Genomic DNA, 15,342 nt, shown 5'->3' with positions numbered 1-15,342 from the left:
ATCCTGCCATGACACTAAGTCTCGACACCGAAGAACGGGTTTCTTCAGCATTGGATGAATTGTGGCCAGCGGAAAAGACGGAAATTCTCGACTGGCTGATCACCGGCACCAAGGATGAACGCTTTATCGACGAGATCTTCGTCGAGCTCTGCAGCAGGCTGCGGGCGAGTGGAATTTCCGTGGCGCGGGGCGTGCTCGCTTTCCGCATTCGCCATCCGCAATGGCTTGGCGCACGCATTCTGTGGAAAGCCGGCCTGTCCTCCGCCGAGATCGCCACCTATGGCTACGGGTCTGAAAATACGCCCGAATATCTGAACAGCCCGATCAACGACATTCATCAGGGCGCCACCGAAATCCGCCACCGGCTGAACGGCGAGGCGATCGATGACCCCGGCTATACGATCTACGAGGACCTCAGGGCCGAAGGGCTGACGGATTATTGCGCCTGGCCGATCGAACACACCTTCGGCAAACGCCATGTCGCCACATTTTCGAGCGACCGGCCCGGCGGTTTTTCCGACAGCGAAATCCTCACCTTGAAAAACCTGCTTCCGGCGCTGGCGCTCGTCAGCGAGATACGCCTGAAAAACCGCATGACGCGCACCCTTCTGGAAACCTATGTGGGACCGCATGCGGGCGAAAAAATCCTCAACGGCGCCACCACGCGCGGCAGCGGCATGACGGTGGGTGCGGCGATCCTGATCTGCGACCTCCGCAATTTCACCCATATTTCCGACCTCTGGCCGCGTGACGATGTCATCGAACTTCTGAACGGTTATTTCGACGCCATGTGCGATCCCATCGAGGAATTTGGCGGCGAGATCCTGAAATTCATGGGCGACGGGCTGCTGGCGATCTTCCCGCTCAGCGACCCGCAGGCCTGCGAAAACCTGCTGAAAGCCATCGCCAGCGCACAGAAGAGCCTCGTTGCGCTGAATGAGATCAATTGCCGCAAGGGCCACGATCCCCTGGGTTACGGTATCGGCGTGCATGTCGGCGATGTCATGTACGGCAATATCGGCTCGAAGACCCGACTCGATTTCACCGTCATCGGCCCTGCCGTCAACATTGCCTCGCGACTGGAAACGCTGACCAAGGAGACCGGGCGTAATGTGCTTTTCTCCGAAGAATTCGTGCGCACAGCCGGATATCAGGGAAAGCTCGAAAATCTCGGCCCATGGCTGCTGCGCGGCCTCGAAACTCCGGTCGAGGTATATGCCCTGCCTCACAATGCGGCGCTGACAGCTTCGGCTGATTGATTATCGCGAGGGGCTTTGACACCGCGCCGATGCTTTTTACGCCAGCGGCCATCCGCGCCGTATGACCTTCTCCGAGCAATGATTTCGGCCGTCTCGATCATCGTCAAAACGCTTGACACGTCTCCGATGTCGATCTAGCAAAATGGAACATATATTCCATATCGAAACATTGCTTGCATTCATATTCTGTCTCTCCGGGAGTGAGGGACGGGTGTGAGAAACCGGAGGAAAGATGGTTACGAAATTGGCACTGCTCGGCGCTGGACGGATCGGCAAGGTCCACGCCAAGGCGATCACCACCGACAGCCGTGCGCAGCTGGTGGCCGTTGTCGACGCCATGGCCGGTGCCGCGGAAGCAATCGCCCGCGAGGCGCAGTGCAAGGTCAGCACGATCGATGAGGTACTGGCCGACAAGACGATCGATGCCGTCATCATCTGCACGCCGACCAACACCCATGCCGACCTGATCGAGCGTTTCGCCCGCGCCGGCAAGGCGATCTTCTGCGAAAAACCCGTCGATCTCGATGTCGCCCGCGCGGAAGCCTGCGCCAAGGTGGTCGAGGAAACCGGTGCGAAAGTGATGCTCGGTTTCAACCGCCGTTTCGACCCGCATTTCCAGGCGGTTCACAAGGCAATCGAAGATGGCCGTATCGGCAAGGTGGAAATGGTGACCATCACCAGCCGCGACCCTGGCCCGCCGCCGGCCGAATATATCAAGGTTTCCGGCGGTATTTTCCGCGACATGACCATTCATGATTTCGACATGGCCCGCTTCCTGCTCGGCGAAGAAGTGGAAAGCGTATTCGCCACCGGTTCCGTTCTCGTCAATCCGGAGATCGGCGCGCTTGGCGATTTCGACAGCGCCAGCATCATCCTGACGACGAAAAGCGGCAGGCAGGCGATCATTTCGAATTCCCGCCGCGCCACCTATGGCTACGACCAGCGCATCGAGGTGCACGGTTCGCTGGGCTCGGCAGCGGCCGAGAACCAGCGCCCGGTTTCTATCGAAATCGCCAATGCGGAAGGCTACACCCGCCCGCCGCTGCATGATTTCTTTATGACGCGTTATACGGCGGCCTATGCCGCGGAAATCACCGCCTTCATCGACAGCATCGAAAACAATGCCGCGCCGTCGCCTTCCATCAAGGACGGTCTGATCGCGCTGAAACTGGCCGACGCCGCACTGAAATCCGCGACCTCGAAGGCGGCCGTGACGATCGGCTGAAGCCACAACCGAGACACTAAGCGTCTTGCTGAACCTTCTGTCCGCCGCGCAATTGTTGACGGCGGACAGCCGTGCCTGTCCCAAAGCCCTCGGCAGCAAGCTCACATCATCCGAATTCCACGTCGAGCTGCAGCACGACGCACCTCTCATATCACGCAATAGGCCGGCGCCCCTACCGCCCTCATTCCTGTGCTCGTCACAGGAATCCAGCCGACGCGCGTCTGCGCGGCGGGAGAGACTCCTTTCAGTCCAAGGACTTGGACTGGCTGGATCCCTGTGACAAGCACAGGGATGAGGGGAGGCACCGCAAAAGCACGTTCCAACAATCGGCCCTTGAAAACGCAGCTTCCACACTTGCATGACAGCTATTCGGAAAATAAGGTTGTCTGACAAGGTGCGGCCGTAACATATGGCTGTTACCCACCTCATTCACCCCGAATACTCTTTTGCCAGCGGCAGTCGGATAGCGGTTTTTTCATGCCTTCACCCAGGACCGGCTTTCTTTATGCGCTTGTCGCCTTCACGATCTTTGCGGCGCAGGATGGCATATCGAAACATCTGGGCAGCGCCTATCCGCCGGTTTTTATCGCCATGCTGCGATACTGGGCCTTCGCCGTCTTCGTTCTTTTGATGGCCGCAAGGTCGGCGGGCGGTATCAGGGGCGCCGTCATGGCCAACCGTCCCTGGCTGCAGATCGGCCGCGGCGTGCTTCTCGCCGTGCAGATCGTTATTTCGATCTTCTCCTTCGCCGTCGTCGGGCTGGCGCACAGCCATTCCATCCTCGCCTCCGCGCCGCTGATCGTTGCGGCGCTGTCCATGCCTTTGCTGGGGGAACATGTGGGCTGGCGGCGCTGGTGCGCCATTTTTGTCGGCTTCATCGGCGTTCTCGTCATCCTCAAGCCGGAGGGCGACGGTTTTGACAACCGGCTGGTGATCACCTTCGTGGCCACTTTCATGCTGGCGCTCTACAGCGTCCTGACCCGCCTTGGCAGCAAGAGCGATTCGGCGATGACAAGTTTCTTTTACACCGGCGTGGCCGGTGCGGCGGCCCTGACGCTGGTCGGTCCGTTTTATTGGGTCAGCATCGAGCCGCAGGACTGGGGATGGATGCTGGCGCTCTGCATTACCGGCATGAGCGGCCATTATTGCCTGATAAAGGCGTTCGAACTGGCGGACGCCGCAGCTGTGCAACCCTTTTCCTATTACCAGCTGGTGCTCGTCTCCATCATCGGCGTCACCGTCTATGGCGAGGTGGTGACGTCCAACATGGTCATCGGTGCCGCGATCGTCATTGCCGCCGGCCTCTTCACCATCTGGCGGGAGCATGTGGTTGCCCGCAGGAACCGCCAAATGGCAAAGAAGGAAACGAAATAAGCAGCCAGCGCTGGAGAGGCGCTAGACGAGAGCCGCCTCACAACGCAGCAGCATGCCGAACAGATCGCGCGGCTCATCCGGATCGGCCAGCAGATCCAGCTCCGTATAAAGGCCGGTGGATGGCAGTTTCGAGCGCACGTAACGCAGCGCCGAAAAATCTTCCGTCGCGAAGCCGACACTGTCGAACAGCGTGATCTGTCGGTCGCTTGCCCGCCCCTGCTTTTCACCCGATATGACCTGCCAGAGCTCGGTGACGGGATAATCCGCCGGCAATTGCTGGATTTCACCTTCGATGCGCGTCTGCGGCGGATATTCGACGAAAATATCCGACCGCAGCAAAATGTCCCGGTGCAGTTCCGTCTTGCCGGGGCAATCGCCGCCAACGGCGTTGATGTGAATGCCGGGCCCGACCATGTTGTCGGTCAGGATTGTCGCATATTGCTTGTCGGCGGTGACGGTGGTGATGATATCCGCCCCTTCGACTGCCTCCTGCGCACTTTCACAAATCTTGATGGCAAAACCCTGCCCGGCGAGATTACGGGCGCATTTTTCGCTGGCGGACCGGTCGATATCGAATAGTCGCAGCGTGTCGATGCCGAGGATAGCCTTGAAGGCGCGCGCCTGGAATTCGCTCTGGGCACCATTGCCGATGATGGCCATGGATCGGGAATTTTTGCGGGCGAGATATTTTGCGGCGATGGCGGAGGTGGCGGCGGTGCGCAGCGCCGTCAAAATGGTCATCTCGGTCAGAAGCAGCGGATAACCATTGCCGACATCGGAAAGCACGCCGAAAGCCGTCACCGTCTGGCGGCCTTCCTTCATGTTCTTCGGATGGCCGTTGACATATTTGAAGCCGTAAAGCGTGCCGTCGCTGGTCGGCATCAGTTCGATGACGCCCTCCTTCGAATGCGAGGCGATGCGCGGCGTCTTGTCGAAGCTTTCCCAGCGGCGGAAATCCTCCTCCACCGCATCCGCAAGCTCGCGCAGAAACGTGTCGATGCCCACGCGCAGCACAAGCTTCATCATGTGATCGACGCTGACGAAGGGGACGATATTGAGGTTCGGTATCACGGTCATCGCATCGCCCCTTTCAGCCGGCCCGTGTCGGGCGGTCCATAACCCGCTTGCCCATCAGGCTGGCGGCGAGATCGACCATCAGGGTCGCGGTTCTGCCGCGCTCATCGAGAAACGGGTTGAGTTCCACCAGATCGAGACTGCAGACCAGCCCACTATCATGCAGCATTTCCATGACGAGATGCGCCTCACGGAACGTCGCCCCGCCCGGAACCGTGGTGCCGACGGCCGGCGCGATGGACGGTTCGAGAAAATCGACATCGAGACTGACATGCAAAAGGCCGTTTGCCGCCTGAACCCGCGCCAGAAACTCACGCAAGAGAACGGCGACGCCATGCTCGTCTATCGAACGCATGTCGTGAACGGTGATACCGCTCTTCTCCAGCGCGGCTCTCTCGGCGGGGTCGACACTGCGGATGCCGATCATGCCGATATTCTCTTCCGGAACCGCATGAGAGAGCGGCGGGAAATAACCGGCAAACCCCTCTCGCCCACTGAAATAGGCGACCGGCGTGCCGTGGAGATTGCCGCTGCGCGTCGTCTCCAGCGTGTGATAGTCGGTATGGGCATCGAGCCAGAGCACAAAAAACGGCCGGCCGGTCTCGGCCACACGCCGCGCCATGCCCGCCACCGTTCCGGCGGAAATCGCATGGTCACCGCCGAGAAAGATCGGCACGGCGCCGGCGCTTTCGAGATAGGCGGCCTCCGTCAGCGCCTCGGTCCAGGCCACGGTTTCAGCCAGATGGTGCACGGCGGGATTGGGATGGTGGAATTCGCGCAACGGCGTAGGTGTCACATTGCCGGTATCGACAACCCGATGCCCCAGCTCTGCGAGAGCGTGCGCCAGCCCTGCGACGCGATAGGCGCTTGGCCCCATTTCACACCCCAACTGCCCGGCCCCGATCTGCAACGGCGCACCAACAAGCCTGATATCCATTCCCGTCCTCGCTTTCCCAACCGATCGTGCCACTAGACCATGGAGACATGGCAGAATGAACATCAAATATTGGCAATATTATCGAAATGAGCTATCATTTTGGTAAAATATTTTTATCGAAATGGCATGAATGGATAATCTCGACGAACGCCTCATCACCCTTTTGCGGCATAATGGCCGGCGCAGCATCTCCGATCTCGCCGTCGAGACGGAAACCTCGCGCGCGACGGTGCGCTCGCGCATCGAAAGAATGGAGAATGACGGCACGATCATCGGCTATACCGTCATCCTGCGCGCCGACGCCGTGGAGGCCGCTATCCGTGGCATCATGATGATCGAGATTGAAGGCCATGTAACGGACCGCGTCATCCGCACCCTTGGCGGTTTTCCGGAAATATCCGAAATCCACAGCACCAACGGCCGCTGGGATTTGATCGTGGGACTCAACGCCGCCACGCTCAGCGATTTCGATGCGGTGCTCCGACGCATCCGGCTGGTGCCCGGCATCACCGGCAGCGAGACCAGCCTGCTGCTCTCCACCCCCCGCTCCACCCGCGCAAGGCTCTGAGCCTGGGGCGAAACACAAAACACGGATAAAACGCATTTTTCGATTTTTTCGACTTGCGCCACGGGATAAATCATCTATATGACGACCCACCAAAGCGAACGCGCCACGCGCTGGCTTTTGGGGAATAGTTCAATGGTAGAACAGCGGACTCTGACTCCGTCGATCTTGGTTCGAATCCAGGTTCCCCAGCCAATTATTTTTCCGGCAATAAAATCAGGCTTTCAGGGTTACTCGCGCACCCGAGTTTGCACAGCGTTATGCGCCTCAAAGGCTTCCACCTCTCCTGAAAACTCTCAAATCATTGTACGAAACCTCACGGCCACTCACTTTGGTGAGCAGCAATCTTGAACCGAGAGATATCCCGACTCTGAGATTTGAGGCTTCGCCAACAGCTCAATCCGCGCGACAGCCATGTCAATTATCCCCGCCTGCGAGTTGACAAACCACATCCAGCAGCATGTTCGCTCCCGCGACAAGATCCTCGTCCGCTGTCTTTTCCCTGGGGTTATGGCTGATACCGCCAAGGCTCGGCACGAAGATCATCGCCGATGGAGCAATCCTTGCGATCATCTGCGCATCATGGCCGGCACCGGACGTCATGCGACGAACCGTATGGCCTCGTCTCGCGGCAGCCCCTTCGATGAGCTCGACGATATTGGCATCGAATGTCACGGGTTGGAATCGGGCAAGGCGCTCCACATTGAAGGATACGCCTTCATCCCTCGCCACCTGGGCAAGATACGCATCGAGAGCGGCTTCTTCCTCTTTCAGCCGATCCTCGTCGGGGTCGCGGAGATCCACGGTGAACGTCACGCGCGAGGGGATGACATTGATAGCGTTCGGCTCAAAATTCATGCAACCGACCGTCGCGACCGTCGGAGTGTTTGAATTGCGCGCACGCTCCCGCAGGAACGTGACGACCAGTGCGGCTGCATGTCCGGCATCACGACGCATGGAGATCGGCGTCGTTCCGGCGTGGTTCGCATCGCCACTCACTGTTACCCGCTGCCAGGAGATCCCTTGCAGGTTTTCGACGGCTCCGATCTGGATGCCCTCGCGCTCGAGGACCGGGCCCTGCTCGATATGCAGTTCGATATAGGCATAGGGCCGAAGGAAGCCGGGTTCGTGCTCCCCATCGAAGCCGATGCGCCGCAGTTCGTCTCCGAGCCTCGTGCCGTCGGTCCCGACAGTTGCCAAGGCGGTGTCGACATCAAGACCGCCCGCATAGACAAGCGACCCCATCATGTCCGGTGCGTAGCGTACGCCCTCTTCATTTGTGAAGGCGGCGACAACGATCGGGCGGGATGGCTTGAAGCCCGCTTCGATAAGCGTCTCGATCACTTCGAGGCCAGAAAGCACGCCGTAGCATCCATCGTAGATTCCCGCATCGATGACGGTATCGATGTGGGAGCCGAGCATGAGCGGCGCTTCATCGGAAACACCCTCAGGCCTCCAGATGCCGAATATGTTGCCGATCCGGTCGACGGCAAGTTCCAACCCGGCCTGTTCGATCCACGATACGAACGTGTCGCGTCCCAGTTTTTCAGTATCCGAAGCCGCGAGCCGGACCAGCCGGCCGTCGCCGCCACGGCCAATCTCACCCAGTTCCGACAGTCGGCTTAGAAGCCGTAAGGAGTCGATCGAGATTTTGCTCATCAGGCGACCCTTTCCTTTTCCCCGGACCGATTTGAATTCCTTGCGACGATTTCCGCAGGCGTCACACCGACGAATTGCTGGTAAAGAGCGGGATCCGTTGCCCCCTCGGTGTTGATAAGGAAGACGCGGGACTGCGTATCGAGGCCGATCTTTGCCCGCAGCTCTTTGTCGTCCGCGACCTTCAGCAGCGCGGCAAGGCCAACACCGCCGCTCTCGCCGGCAACAATTGCCGGATCGGATCCTTTCGGGTTCGCAAGCAGCTTCATCGCATTGATTGCGTCATCGTCTTCGACCGTCATGAAGGCGTCCGCGACGCGGGAGAGAATTCGCCACGCCACGAGCGAGGGCTCGTAGCACTCCAGCATCGCCATTACGGTGGCTTCGCCATGATCGACCTTCACCGGATGTCCGGCCCGGGCAGTCTCGACGATGCAGGCTGCGCGGGATGGATCGACGACGACAAAGAAGGGACGGGCATCGCCGAACAGAACGGAGAAATGGCCTGCGACAGTGGCTGCGATGCCACCGACACCAGCCTGGACGAAGACATGGGTCGGGCGCTCCGGCATCTGGCGAAGCGCCTCTGTCAGCAACGCCGTATAGCCCTGCATGACGAAACCGGGGATGCGCTCATAACCGGGCCAGGAGGTGTCCGACACCGTGATCCAATTCTTCTCCTTGGCCACGCGGGCGGCCTCATGGACCGAGTCGTCGTAATTGCCATTCACCCGGATCATGGTCGCTCCATAACGCGCGATTGCCGCGATGCGCTCCTTGCTGACCCCCGAATGGACGAAGATCGAGCATTTCGCGCCGACGAGTTGCGCGCCCATGGCGACGGACCGGCCGTGGTTGCCGTCGGTTGCGCAGGCGACTGTCATCTTCGATGCGATGGCCTTCACGTCCTTGCTCTGCAGTTCCGCCACGTCGACTTCCCGGCCAAGGCACTTCGATGCCTCTTCGAGAACCAGCTTGATGACGGCATAAGAGCCGCCGAGTGCCTTGAAGCTGCCAAGGCCAAGGCGATGCCCCTCATCCTTCACGAGGATCGACGCGATGCCGATCTCCCGCGCGAGATCCGGCAGCGAAACCAGCGGAGTGGGCTTGTGACCTTCGCGGTGATGCAGGAAGTGCTCGACGGTCCTGGCGGCCTCTACCCCCAGAACTTCGGCGTCGATCGCTTCAAGCGGCTTGCGATAGTCGGAGTGTTCATTCAGGAGGAGCATCGGAACATTCTTTCGAGATTGACCATGCATTGATAATTAATTCATTGGCGGCGAAAAATGCGCTGTATTTTGACGTCCTATATGAAACATTCGCTCGCTCATCGCATGAATTTCGGCGACTCTCTCGACCGATCGGCAACTTGGAATCCTCGAAAGGACATATGCATGGCTGGCAGGCACCCTGCGAAAACGGTAGAACTCGACCGCTTCGACCTCGCGATTCTGGAAATTCTCCAGAAGGACAACAAGATACCGCAGCGCTCTATCGCAGAGGCGATCGGCCTGTCCGCCCCGGCGGTGCAGCGCCGTATCAAGCGGATGGAGGAGACGGGCACCATCATCGCCAATGTGGCAGTGGTGGAACCGTCGCATGTGCGTCACGAGATCACGGTCTTCGTCGAGGTGGAGATGCACAACGAATTCGGCACCACACATGACGCAACGAAGAAGTCCTTCGCCGAGGCTCCGGAAGTCCAGCAGTGCTACTATGTGACGGGTGAGGTAGATTTCATTCTTCTCGTCGTCGTCCGGACGATGGCCGATTACGAAGCGATGACAAGAAGGCTGTTTTTCTCGAACAAGAACGTCAAGCGTTTCCGCAGCTTTGTCACCATGGACCGCGTGAAGGTCGGCCTGAACGTCGCTCTCGATCCCAAGCGGGACCGGAGTTGATCCCACTACCCGGCTTGCAGCCCGGCGCCATTCGCATCCTTGCGCTCAACATCCGCCGTACCGCTCTGCTGAGCGACAAGGTAGGAGCGAAACATGATTGTGAGCTGTTTTTCGGCCTCTCGACCATCAACGGGGGACAGAACGCGGTGGCAGAAAGCCGGAACCGTTCCGTAAAGCGCTGCCGTCATGGTTCGAGCGAGCAGGCCGGGATCGGCAAAGCGACCATCGCTGGCGGTCGACAGTGCCGCCTCGATCGCTTCCGCACTCCGCCGACCCGCCAGATCGAGCAACTCGCGCGCGTCGAATTCCAGGGCGATGCGGTAGAGGGTGGGAGAGATTTCGGCCTGCGCCATCTGTACACGAAGATACGCCTTGACCACGGCGTCGGCTATCTTCTCAAGGGTTGAGTGGAGATTTTCGTCGCAGGCTTTTTCTATGGCGATTGCCAGGATCGCGAGATGTCGCTCCAGCGCCGCAAAGAGCAGCGCCTGCTTGTTCGGGAAATACTGGTACAACGTTCCGACCGAAACGCCGGCACGACGCGCCACGCGCGTGGTGTTCAGGCGGATGAGACCATCATTCGCCAAAACCTGAATGGTTGCCTCGAAAATGGCATCCACGGTCGCGATGGATCGACCCTGACGCGGGGATTTCCGGGGAGTTAGCAGTGGTGGAGAGCCGTTTCCCATAAGCGAATCCAAAACCTGAAAGATGCTTCATATATAACTTCTGGCCCCGCCACTCCAGCAATAGTGCGGTTTATGTCGGGCGCATGCAAAGACGAATTGGAGCTGAATATGGGTAAATTGGACGGAAAGATCGCGGTCATAACCGGCGGCAGCGATGGAATGGGGCTGGCGACCGCCAAGCTGTTTGCACGCGAAGGCGCGAAGGTCGTCATTACCGGCCGCGATCAAGCGAGGCTCAATGCTGCGGCTCAAAGTATCGGAAATGGCAGCGCCGCTATCGGCTGCGATATTTCCAAGATGTCGGATATCGAAGCGCTTCGCGACTTTGTCGAGAAAAAGCATGGCCGCGTCGACATCATCTTCGCGAATGCCGGCGCGGCGCGGCCGAACATGTTTGAGTATATGTCGGAGGAAGAATTCGATTTCACGATCGCCTGCACCTTCAAGGGGACCTATTTCACGGTGCAGAAGCTCCTGCCCCTCATGACCGGCGGCGGCTCGATCGTCCTCAACACCACGACCCTGACCACGAAAGGCATGCCTTATGTCAGCGTCTATTCGGCCGGCAAGGCGGCCATCCGGTCGCTGGCACGGTCGCTCGCTGCGGAACTCACCGGCAAGGGCATTCGTGTGAACGCCATGGCCCCCGGCTACATCGATACCGATCAAGCCCGTAAATCGGGAGTGAGCGAAGAGATGATCGAGCAGACGAAAGCCCAGGTGCATGCGCAAATTCCGATGCACCGCAGCGGCACAGTCGAGGAAATCGCAAAAGCCGTTCTGTTCCTGGCCTCCGATGACTCGTCCTATCTGACGGGCAGCGAACTCTGTGTCGATGGCGGCTGGGCGCAGATCTGACGACGCTGCCGGCGCTCTCCGGGAGCGCCGGCTTGGACTGACGATTGGGTCGTGGAATGACCGATCTCGTGCGCCGCCGTGCCGGTCGCGACGTCTGTCAGTATCCGAAATACGAGACCATCAAGTCGATCTGTTTATCGAGCATGCCGGCGCCATATCTGACGTCGCAACCGGCCTTGAGCGCAGCCGTAAGCAAGGGTGTTTCCCGGGGCTTCATGATGATGTCTGCGACCAACATGTCGGACTTGAGCTGCTTTATATCGACGGGCAAGGGATCCGTTTTCGGATGCAGACCGCATGGGGTGGCATTTACCAGGAGATCGATACCGTCGAGCCCGTTGTCCGAGCTTTCAACATCGAGGCCCGGATAACGCTTCCTGATATCATCGACCAGTGCTTGCGCGCGCGAGCGATCCAGATCGCTGACTTTCAGAGAAGCGCAGCCGCTTCTCGCCAGTCCGAACGCAATTGCCTTGCCTGCCCCCCCTGCTCCGACGACGAGTGCCTTACTGCCTTTCGCGTCGCTGCCGTCGTTGAGCATGCCACGCAAAAAACCCTGTCCATCAAGGTTGGTGGCGATCATCCGGCCATCTTCACTGCGGCGAATCACATTGGCGGCACCAAGCTCTGCAGCAACGGAATCGGCCTCGTCGGCCAATTCGAAAGCCTGTTCCTTAAGGGGAACACTGACGACGATTCCGCCCAGGTTGCGGGTGCGTTTCATGGCGGCCCAGCCGGCCGCAAAGTCTTCCGGCGTGAAATGCACTGGCACCATGATCGCATCGATGTTGCGGCTTTTGAATAAGGGGTTAATCACCTCGGGGGTGCGGACATGCGCGATCGGATGGGCGAGCATGTAGAAAATCTTTGTCGTACCCGAAATCATGCCTGAATGCCCTCCTTGAAAACCTGTGCCGGGCAAGACCGCCTTGGCATGATGCAAGGTCTCGCATATTGTCTATGGAATGTCGACATTAGATATGCAATATTCGGCCTGATTTGATCAACGCCTTGAGCCCGCCGCTGTAATCGCCCGGAATCTTGGCGGTGAACCCCAAACAATGCACCCAGGGACTGAAGATGAGCGAAGTTACGATAGTGGGTGGCGGGATTGTCGGCATATGTTCGGCGATATCGCTGCAATCAGAAGGCCATTCTGTCGAAGTCATCGATCGCGGCCTCGATACCGAGGGTGCTAGCTACGGCAATTGCGGACTTCTGGCTGTCGGTGAGGTAGTCCCCATTTCCAAGCCGGGTATATTGCCGAAGATTCCCAAATGGATTCTGGACCCGCAGAGCCCGCTCTTCGTCAGGCCGAAGGATCTGGTAGGCCAGATGCCGTGGCTGCTGCGGTTCCTGTGGTCGGGCCGGCGCAAACGGGTACTGGAAATCGCCAAGGGCATGGCACCGCTGCTGCACCGTGCGGAAGACGATTATCGCGCCCTTTTCGACAAGGTCGATATCGCCGACAAGCTGGTCCCCACGGAAAACATTATGGCTTTCAATTCAAAAGCCGATTACGAAGCCGACCGCTTTACCTGGGACCTGCGCGACAGTCAGGACTTCAAACATCGCTTTCTGGGCACCGAAGAATTGCGCTCGCTGGAACCGGGTCTCGGCGGCCCGATCACCTGCGGCGTCCTCCTGCAAGGATGGCTTCAGTTCAGCGAGCCCGGAGTGATCCGACAGCGTCTGCTGGAATTCTTTGTCGCCAATGGCGGCAAGCTCCGTGTCGGATCGGCGGATCGGATCGAAACGCAAGGCGGCAAGGCTGTCGCCATTCATCTGGCCAGCGGCGAGCGCTTCGCCGTAAACCAGGTGGTGGTGTGCGCTGGCGCATGGAGCGGCAAGCTCTCGAAAGATCTGGGGCTGAAGGTCCCGATCGCCGCGCTTCAGGGCTATCACCACCATGTTCCGAACCCCGGCGTGAAGCTCAATCACGCTGTGCTTTACGCGAATGGCGGCTTCGTCTTGACGCCGATGGAAAGCGGTCTTCGGATTGGCGGGACGATCGAAGTCGCCGGGCTCGATCCGCGCCCGAACTTCGCGCGCGCGGATCTCATCGCGCAAAAGGCCCTGAAGGTCTTGCCGGGGCTCGATATTTCCGGTGGAAAGCAGTGGATGGGTCCACGTCCGTTCATGCCGGATACCATGCCTGTTCTTGATCGCGCACCGCATCACAACAATGTCGTTCTGGCCTTCGGCCATGGCCAAGTGGGCATGACGCTTGGCGCAACGACGGGAAAAATCGTTGCAGATTTGGTAGCGGGGCGCAAGCCGGCGATCGACCTGTCGCCCTACCGCGTCACGCGCTTCTAGAGCATGTCCGTCTCGTTCGATGATCACGGCGATCGTCGCGCCAACGTCGGCCATTTAGGCAGCGACCCGGAGAAGATTGAGCATCCTTCGGGTTGATAAGGTTTCAGGCGTACCCGGAACTTGCGCCACTGGACGATCTTCAGTCGCCCGGCCGAGCTGCTTTAATATCCGGGGTTCGCTTACCGGCTGACGAAAATATTGCACGCTACCGATGAAGACTTGCAACATGATCGACAGGCGGAGGCCGATGCGGCGCTCTCAACGACCGCATCGGCATCTCGCCTATCTCATCGTAATCGCCGGCCAAGGCGTCTTTTCCCGCCGCGGCCGGCTTTCGATCAGGCCAGGCTCGGCTTGTCCCAGAGGTTGAGGGATTGCCCGATACCTTTTTGCTTGGCGCTTTCGAGCATTTCGTAACCCCAGCTGATATCGAAAACGGCCATGCCGCACGCGATGAAGACAATCCTGTCCCTGGCGGTTTCGCGGCCGGACTTCCTGCCGTTGACAACGTCGCCGAGACCGGTGGAGTCCTTCAGCGCTGGCAGCTTGCCTGCATCGATCAGGCGGTAGAAAGGCCCGCCGATGACACCACTGTAATAGGCATCCTTGTTGCCGGAGGCGATCGCGTCTTCGACATAGGCTTCCTGCAATGGAGTGTGGTCATAGACGATCTTGCAACTGGTCAGGAAGGATTCGTCGGCATTGACCGGGCCGGAGACCAGGATGGTTGCGCCCTCCTTGATCCATTCGTCCTTGAAGAACAGCGGTTTCAGCCGCGAGGCCGCGACGGTGATGACGTCGGCATCACGGAAGCCGGCCTCGGCCTCGTCCACGCCAACGGCCTTGACCTTGTAGGTTTCCTCGACCCAGCGCGCCAGTTCATTGGCCTTGTCGAGGAAGACGTCGAAGCAGACAACCTTTTCGACGGCCGGCAGCTGCGTCATGACCGCCGTGAAGCAGGCCTTGTTGATCGGGCCGCAGCCGACGATCGAGACGGTTTTGGAATCCTTCCTGGCGAGATGCTTGGCGGCAACGCCCGGTACGGCGCCGGTGCGGGCGGCGCTGAGCAGGTTGGCCGACATCAGTGCCAGCGGGGCGCCGGTTTCCTTGTCGTTGATCATCATCGTCAGGATTGAGCGCGGAAGGCCCTTCTGGGTATTGGCGTGGTTGGAACCGTACCACTTGTTGCCGCAGACATCGAAACGACCGCCGAGATAACCCGGCATGGCGGCAAAACGGCGGTCAGGGCCGGCAACCGGCATGTTCGGGAACTTCGTTTCCTTCGGGAAGACGATGTTCATGCCGTGATTATTGTGGTTGGCGCCACCCATGAGGTAATCGCCTTCGCCGAGCAGGCTGAAGGTTTCCTCGCACACCTCGACGCAGCGGGCCGCGTCGTTGACGCCGGCGGCGATCATGTCGGGTTCGGACAGATAAACGAAGTCGATTTTGGTAGACATTGCTGTTCCCTTCGAAGACTTATGG

General features: G+C 59.3%; 14 protein-coding genes and 1 tRNA gene. 8 read left to right on the top strand and 7 right to left on the bottom strand.

Annotated elements, in window-relative coordinates:
* Positions 1–8: 8 nt before the first annotated feature.
* The 3 genes from AC5YUO_RS20470 (at position 9) to AC5YUO_RS20460 (ending at position 3,858) form a co-directional block, all read left to right on the top strand.
* Positions 9–1,259: an adenylate/guanylate cyclase domain-containing protein gene (locus AC5YUO_RS20470; protein ID WP_496154964.1), complete on the top strand. Its 1,251-nt coding sequence runs from the start codon at positions 9–11 to the stop codon at positions 1,257–1,259.
* 232 nt (positions 1,260–1,491) lie between these two features.
* Positions 1,492–2,484, top strand: a complete 993-nt coding sequence (gene iolG, locus AC5YUO_RS20465) for an inositol 2-dehydrogenase (RefSeq protein ID WP_496154963.1) — start codon at positions 1,492–1,494, stop codon at positions 2,482–2,484.
* A gap of 477 nt (positions 2,485–2,961) precedes the next feature.
* Positions 2,962–3,858: a DMT family transporter gene (locus AC5YUO_RS20460; RefSeq protein ID WP_400816221.1), complete on the top strand. Its 897-nt coding sequence runs from the start codon at positions 2,962–2,964 to the stop codon at positions 3,856–3,858.
* Positions 3,859–3,879: 21 nt separating this feature from the next.
* Here the strand turns inward: AC5YUO_RS20460 and ocd are convergent, their stop codons facing one another.
* Together ocd and rocF are read right to left on the bottom strand one after the other, a co-directional pair.
* Positions 3,880–4,935, bottom strand: a complete 1,056-nt coding sequence (gene ocd, locus AC5YUO_RS20455; RefSeq protein ID WP_496154962.1) for an ornithine cyclodeaminase — start codon at positions 4,933–4,935, stop codon at positions 3,880–3,882.
* A gap of 13 nt (positions 4,936–4,948) precedes the next feature.
* The gene (gene rocF, locus AC5YUO_RS20450; RefSeq protein WP_496154961.1) at positions 4,949–5,869 is read right to left on the bottom strand and encodes an arginase; all 921 of its coding nucleotides are present in this window, start codon (positions 5,867–5,869) and stop codon (positions 4,949–4,951) included.
* Positions 5,870–5,999: 130 nt separating this feature from the next.
* On the opposite strand from rocF, the gene AC5YUO_RS20445 reads away from it, so the two are divergent.
* Together AC5YUO_RS20445 and AC5YUO_RS20440 are read left to right on the top strand one after the other, a co-directional pair.
* Complete coding sequence (locus AC5YUO_RS20445) at positions 6,000–6,437, top strand: Lrp/AsnC family transcriptional regulator (protein WP_496154960.1); 438 nt, start codon at positions 6,000–6,002, stop codon at positions 6,435–6,437.
* Between the two features lie 118 nt (positions 6,438–6,555).
* Positions 6,556–6,629: transfer RNA gene (locus AC5YUO_RS20440), tRNA-Gln, on the top strand.
* 222 nt (positions 6,630–6,851) lie between these two features.
* Here the strand turns inward: AC5YUO_RS20440 and AC5YUO_RS20435 are convergent.
* Positions 6,852–8,093 carry a Zn-dependent hydrolase gene (locus AC5YUO_RS20435; RefSeq protein WP_496154959.1) on the bottom strand — a complete coding sequence of 414 codons (1,242 nt, stop codon included), beginning with the start codon at positions 8,091–8,093 and terminating at the stop codon, positions 6,852–6,854.
* Complete coding sequence (locus AC5YUO_RS20430) at positions 8,093–9,319, bottom strand: diaminopropionate ammonia-lyase (RefSeq protein ID WP_496154958.1); 1,227 nt, start codon at positions 9,317–9,319, stop codon at positions 8,093–8,095. Before AC5YUO_RS20430 ends, AC5YUO_RS20435 begins: the two co-directional genes overlap by 1 nt.
* Positions 9,320–9,484: 165 nt before the next feature.
* Here AC5YUO_RS20430 and AC5YUO_RS20425 point away from each other — a divergent pair, with 165 nt between their 5' ends.
* Positions 9,485–9,991 (top strand): Lrp/AsnC family transcriptional regulator, encoded by a 507-nt coding sequence (locus tag AC5YUO_RS20425; RefSeq protein ID WP_496154957.1) that lies wholly within the window; start codon positions 9,485–9,487, stop codon positions 9,989–9,991.
* Between the two features lie 5 nt (positions 9,992–9,996).
* Here AC5YUO_RS20425 and AC5YUO_RS20420 read toward each other — a convergent pair whose 3' ends face one another.
* Entirely contained in the window at positions 9,997–10,611 is a 615-nt protein-coding gene (locus tag AC5YUO_RS20420) for a TetR/AcrR family transcriptional regulator (RefSeq protein WP_400816235.1), read from the bottom strand.
* Between the two features lie 177 nt (positions 10,612–10,788).
* Between AC5YUO_RS20420 and AC5YUO_RS20415 the strand changes: the two genes are divergently transcribed.
* On the top strand, positions 10,789–11,538 hold the full coding sequence (locus AC5YUO_RS20415; protein WP_496154956.1) for an SDR family NAD(P)-dependent oxidoreductase: 750 nt from the start codon (positions 10,789–10,791) through the stop codon (positions 11,536–11,538).
* A gap of 97 nt (positions 11,539–11,635) precedes the next feature.
* Here the strand turns inward: AC5YUO_RS20415 and AC5YUO_RS20410 are convergent, their stop codons facing one another.
* On the bottom strand, positions 11,636–12,424 hold the full coding sequence (locus tag AC5YUO_RS20410; RefSeq protein ID WP_496154955.1) for a shikimate dehydrogenase family protein: 789 nt from the start codon (positions 12,422–12,424) through the stop codon (positions 11,636–11,638).
* 194 nt (positions 12,425–12,618) lie between these two features.
* On the opposite strand from AC5YUO_RS20410, the gene AC5YUO_RS20405 reads away from it, so the two are divergent.
* A complete protein-coding gene (locus tag AC5YUO_RS20405) occupies positions 12,619–13,857 on the top strand; it encodes an NAD(P)/FAD-dependent oxidoreductase (RefSeq protein ID WP_496154954.1) in 1,239 nt (412 codons plus the stop codon).
* A gap of 338 nt (positions 13,858–14,195) precedes the next feature.
* Here the strand turns inward: AC5YUO_RS20405 and AC5YUO_RS20400 are convergent, their stop codons facing one another.
* Complete coding sequence (locus tag AC5YUO_RS20400) at positions 14,196–15,317, bottom strand: tyramine oxidase subunit B (RefSeq protein WP_400816243.1); 1,122 nt, start codon at positions 15,315–15,317, stop codon at positions 14,196–14,198.
* Positions 15,318–15,342 lie beyond the last annotated feature (25 nt).

Source organism: Agrobacterium sp. LEGMi-208b, assembly GCF_059511785.1.
The sequence above is the reverse complement of the archived record's forward strand: the minus strand, read 5'-3'. Positions and strand labels throughout refer to the sequence as shown.

Bases quoted from the DNA above. Each gene is read 5' to 3' on its own strand.
- rocF (WP_496154961.1), bottom strand. From the start codon at position 5,869: ATGGATATCAGGCTTGTTGGTGCGCCGTTGCAGATCGGGGCCGGGCAG.
- AC5YUO_RS20425 (WP_496154957.1), top strand. From the start codon at position 9,485: ATGGCTGGCAGGCACCCTGCGAAAACGGTAGAACTCGACCGCTTCGAC.
- AC5YUO_RS20470 (WP_496154964.1), top strand. From the start codon at position 9: ATGACACTAAGTCTCGACACCGAAGAACGGGTTTCTTCAGCATTGGAT.
- AC5YUO_RS20430 (WP_496154958.1), bottom strand. From the start codon at position 9,319: ATGCTCCTCCTGAATGAACACTCCGACTATCGCAAGCCGCTTGAAGCG.
- iolG (WP_496154963.1), top strand. From the start codon at position 1,492: ATGGTTACGAAATTGGCACTGCTCGGCGCTGGACGGATCGGCAAGGTC.
- ocd (WP_496154962.1), bottom strand. From the start codon at position 4,935: ATGACCGTGATACCGAACCTCAATATCGTCCCCTTCGTCAGCGTCGAT.
- AC5YUO_RS20460 (WP_400816221.1), top strand. From the start codon at position 2,962: ATGCCTTCACCCAGGACCGGCTTTCTTTATGCGCTTGTCGCCTTCACG.
- AC5YUO_RS20405 (WP_496154954.1), top strand. From the start codon at position 12,619: ATGAGCGAAGTTACGATAGTGGGTGGCGGGATTGTCGGCATATGTTCG.
- AC5YUO_RS20435 (WP_496154959.1), bottom strand. From the start codon at position 8,093: ATGAGCAAAATCTCGATCGACTCCTTACGGCTTCTAAGCCGACTGTCG.
- AC5YUO_RS20400 (WP_400816243.1), bottom strand. From the start codon at position 15,317: ATGTCTACCAAAATCGACTTCGTTTATCTGTCCGAACCCGACATGATC.
- AC5YUO_RS20415 (WP_496154956.1), top strand. From the start codon at position 10,789: ATGGGTAAATTGGACGGAAAGATCGCGGTCATAACCGGCGGCAGCGAT.
- AC5YUO_RS20410 (WP_496154955.1), bottom strand. From the start codon at position 12,424: ATGATTTCGGGTACGACAAAGATTTTCTACATGCTCGCCCATCCGATC.
- AC5YUO_RS20445 (WP_496154960.1), top strand. From the start codon at position 6,000: ATGGATAATCTCGACGAACGCCTCATCACCCTTTTGCGGCATAATGGC.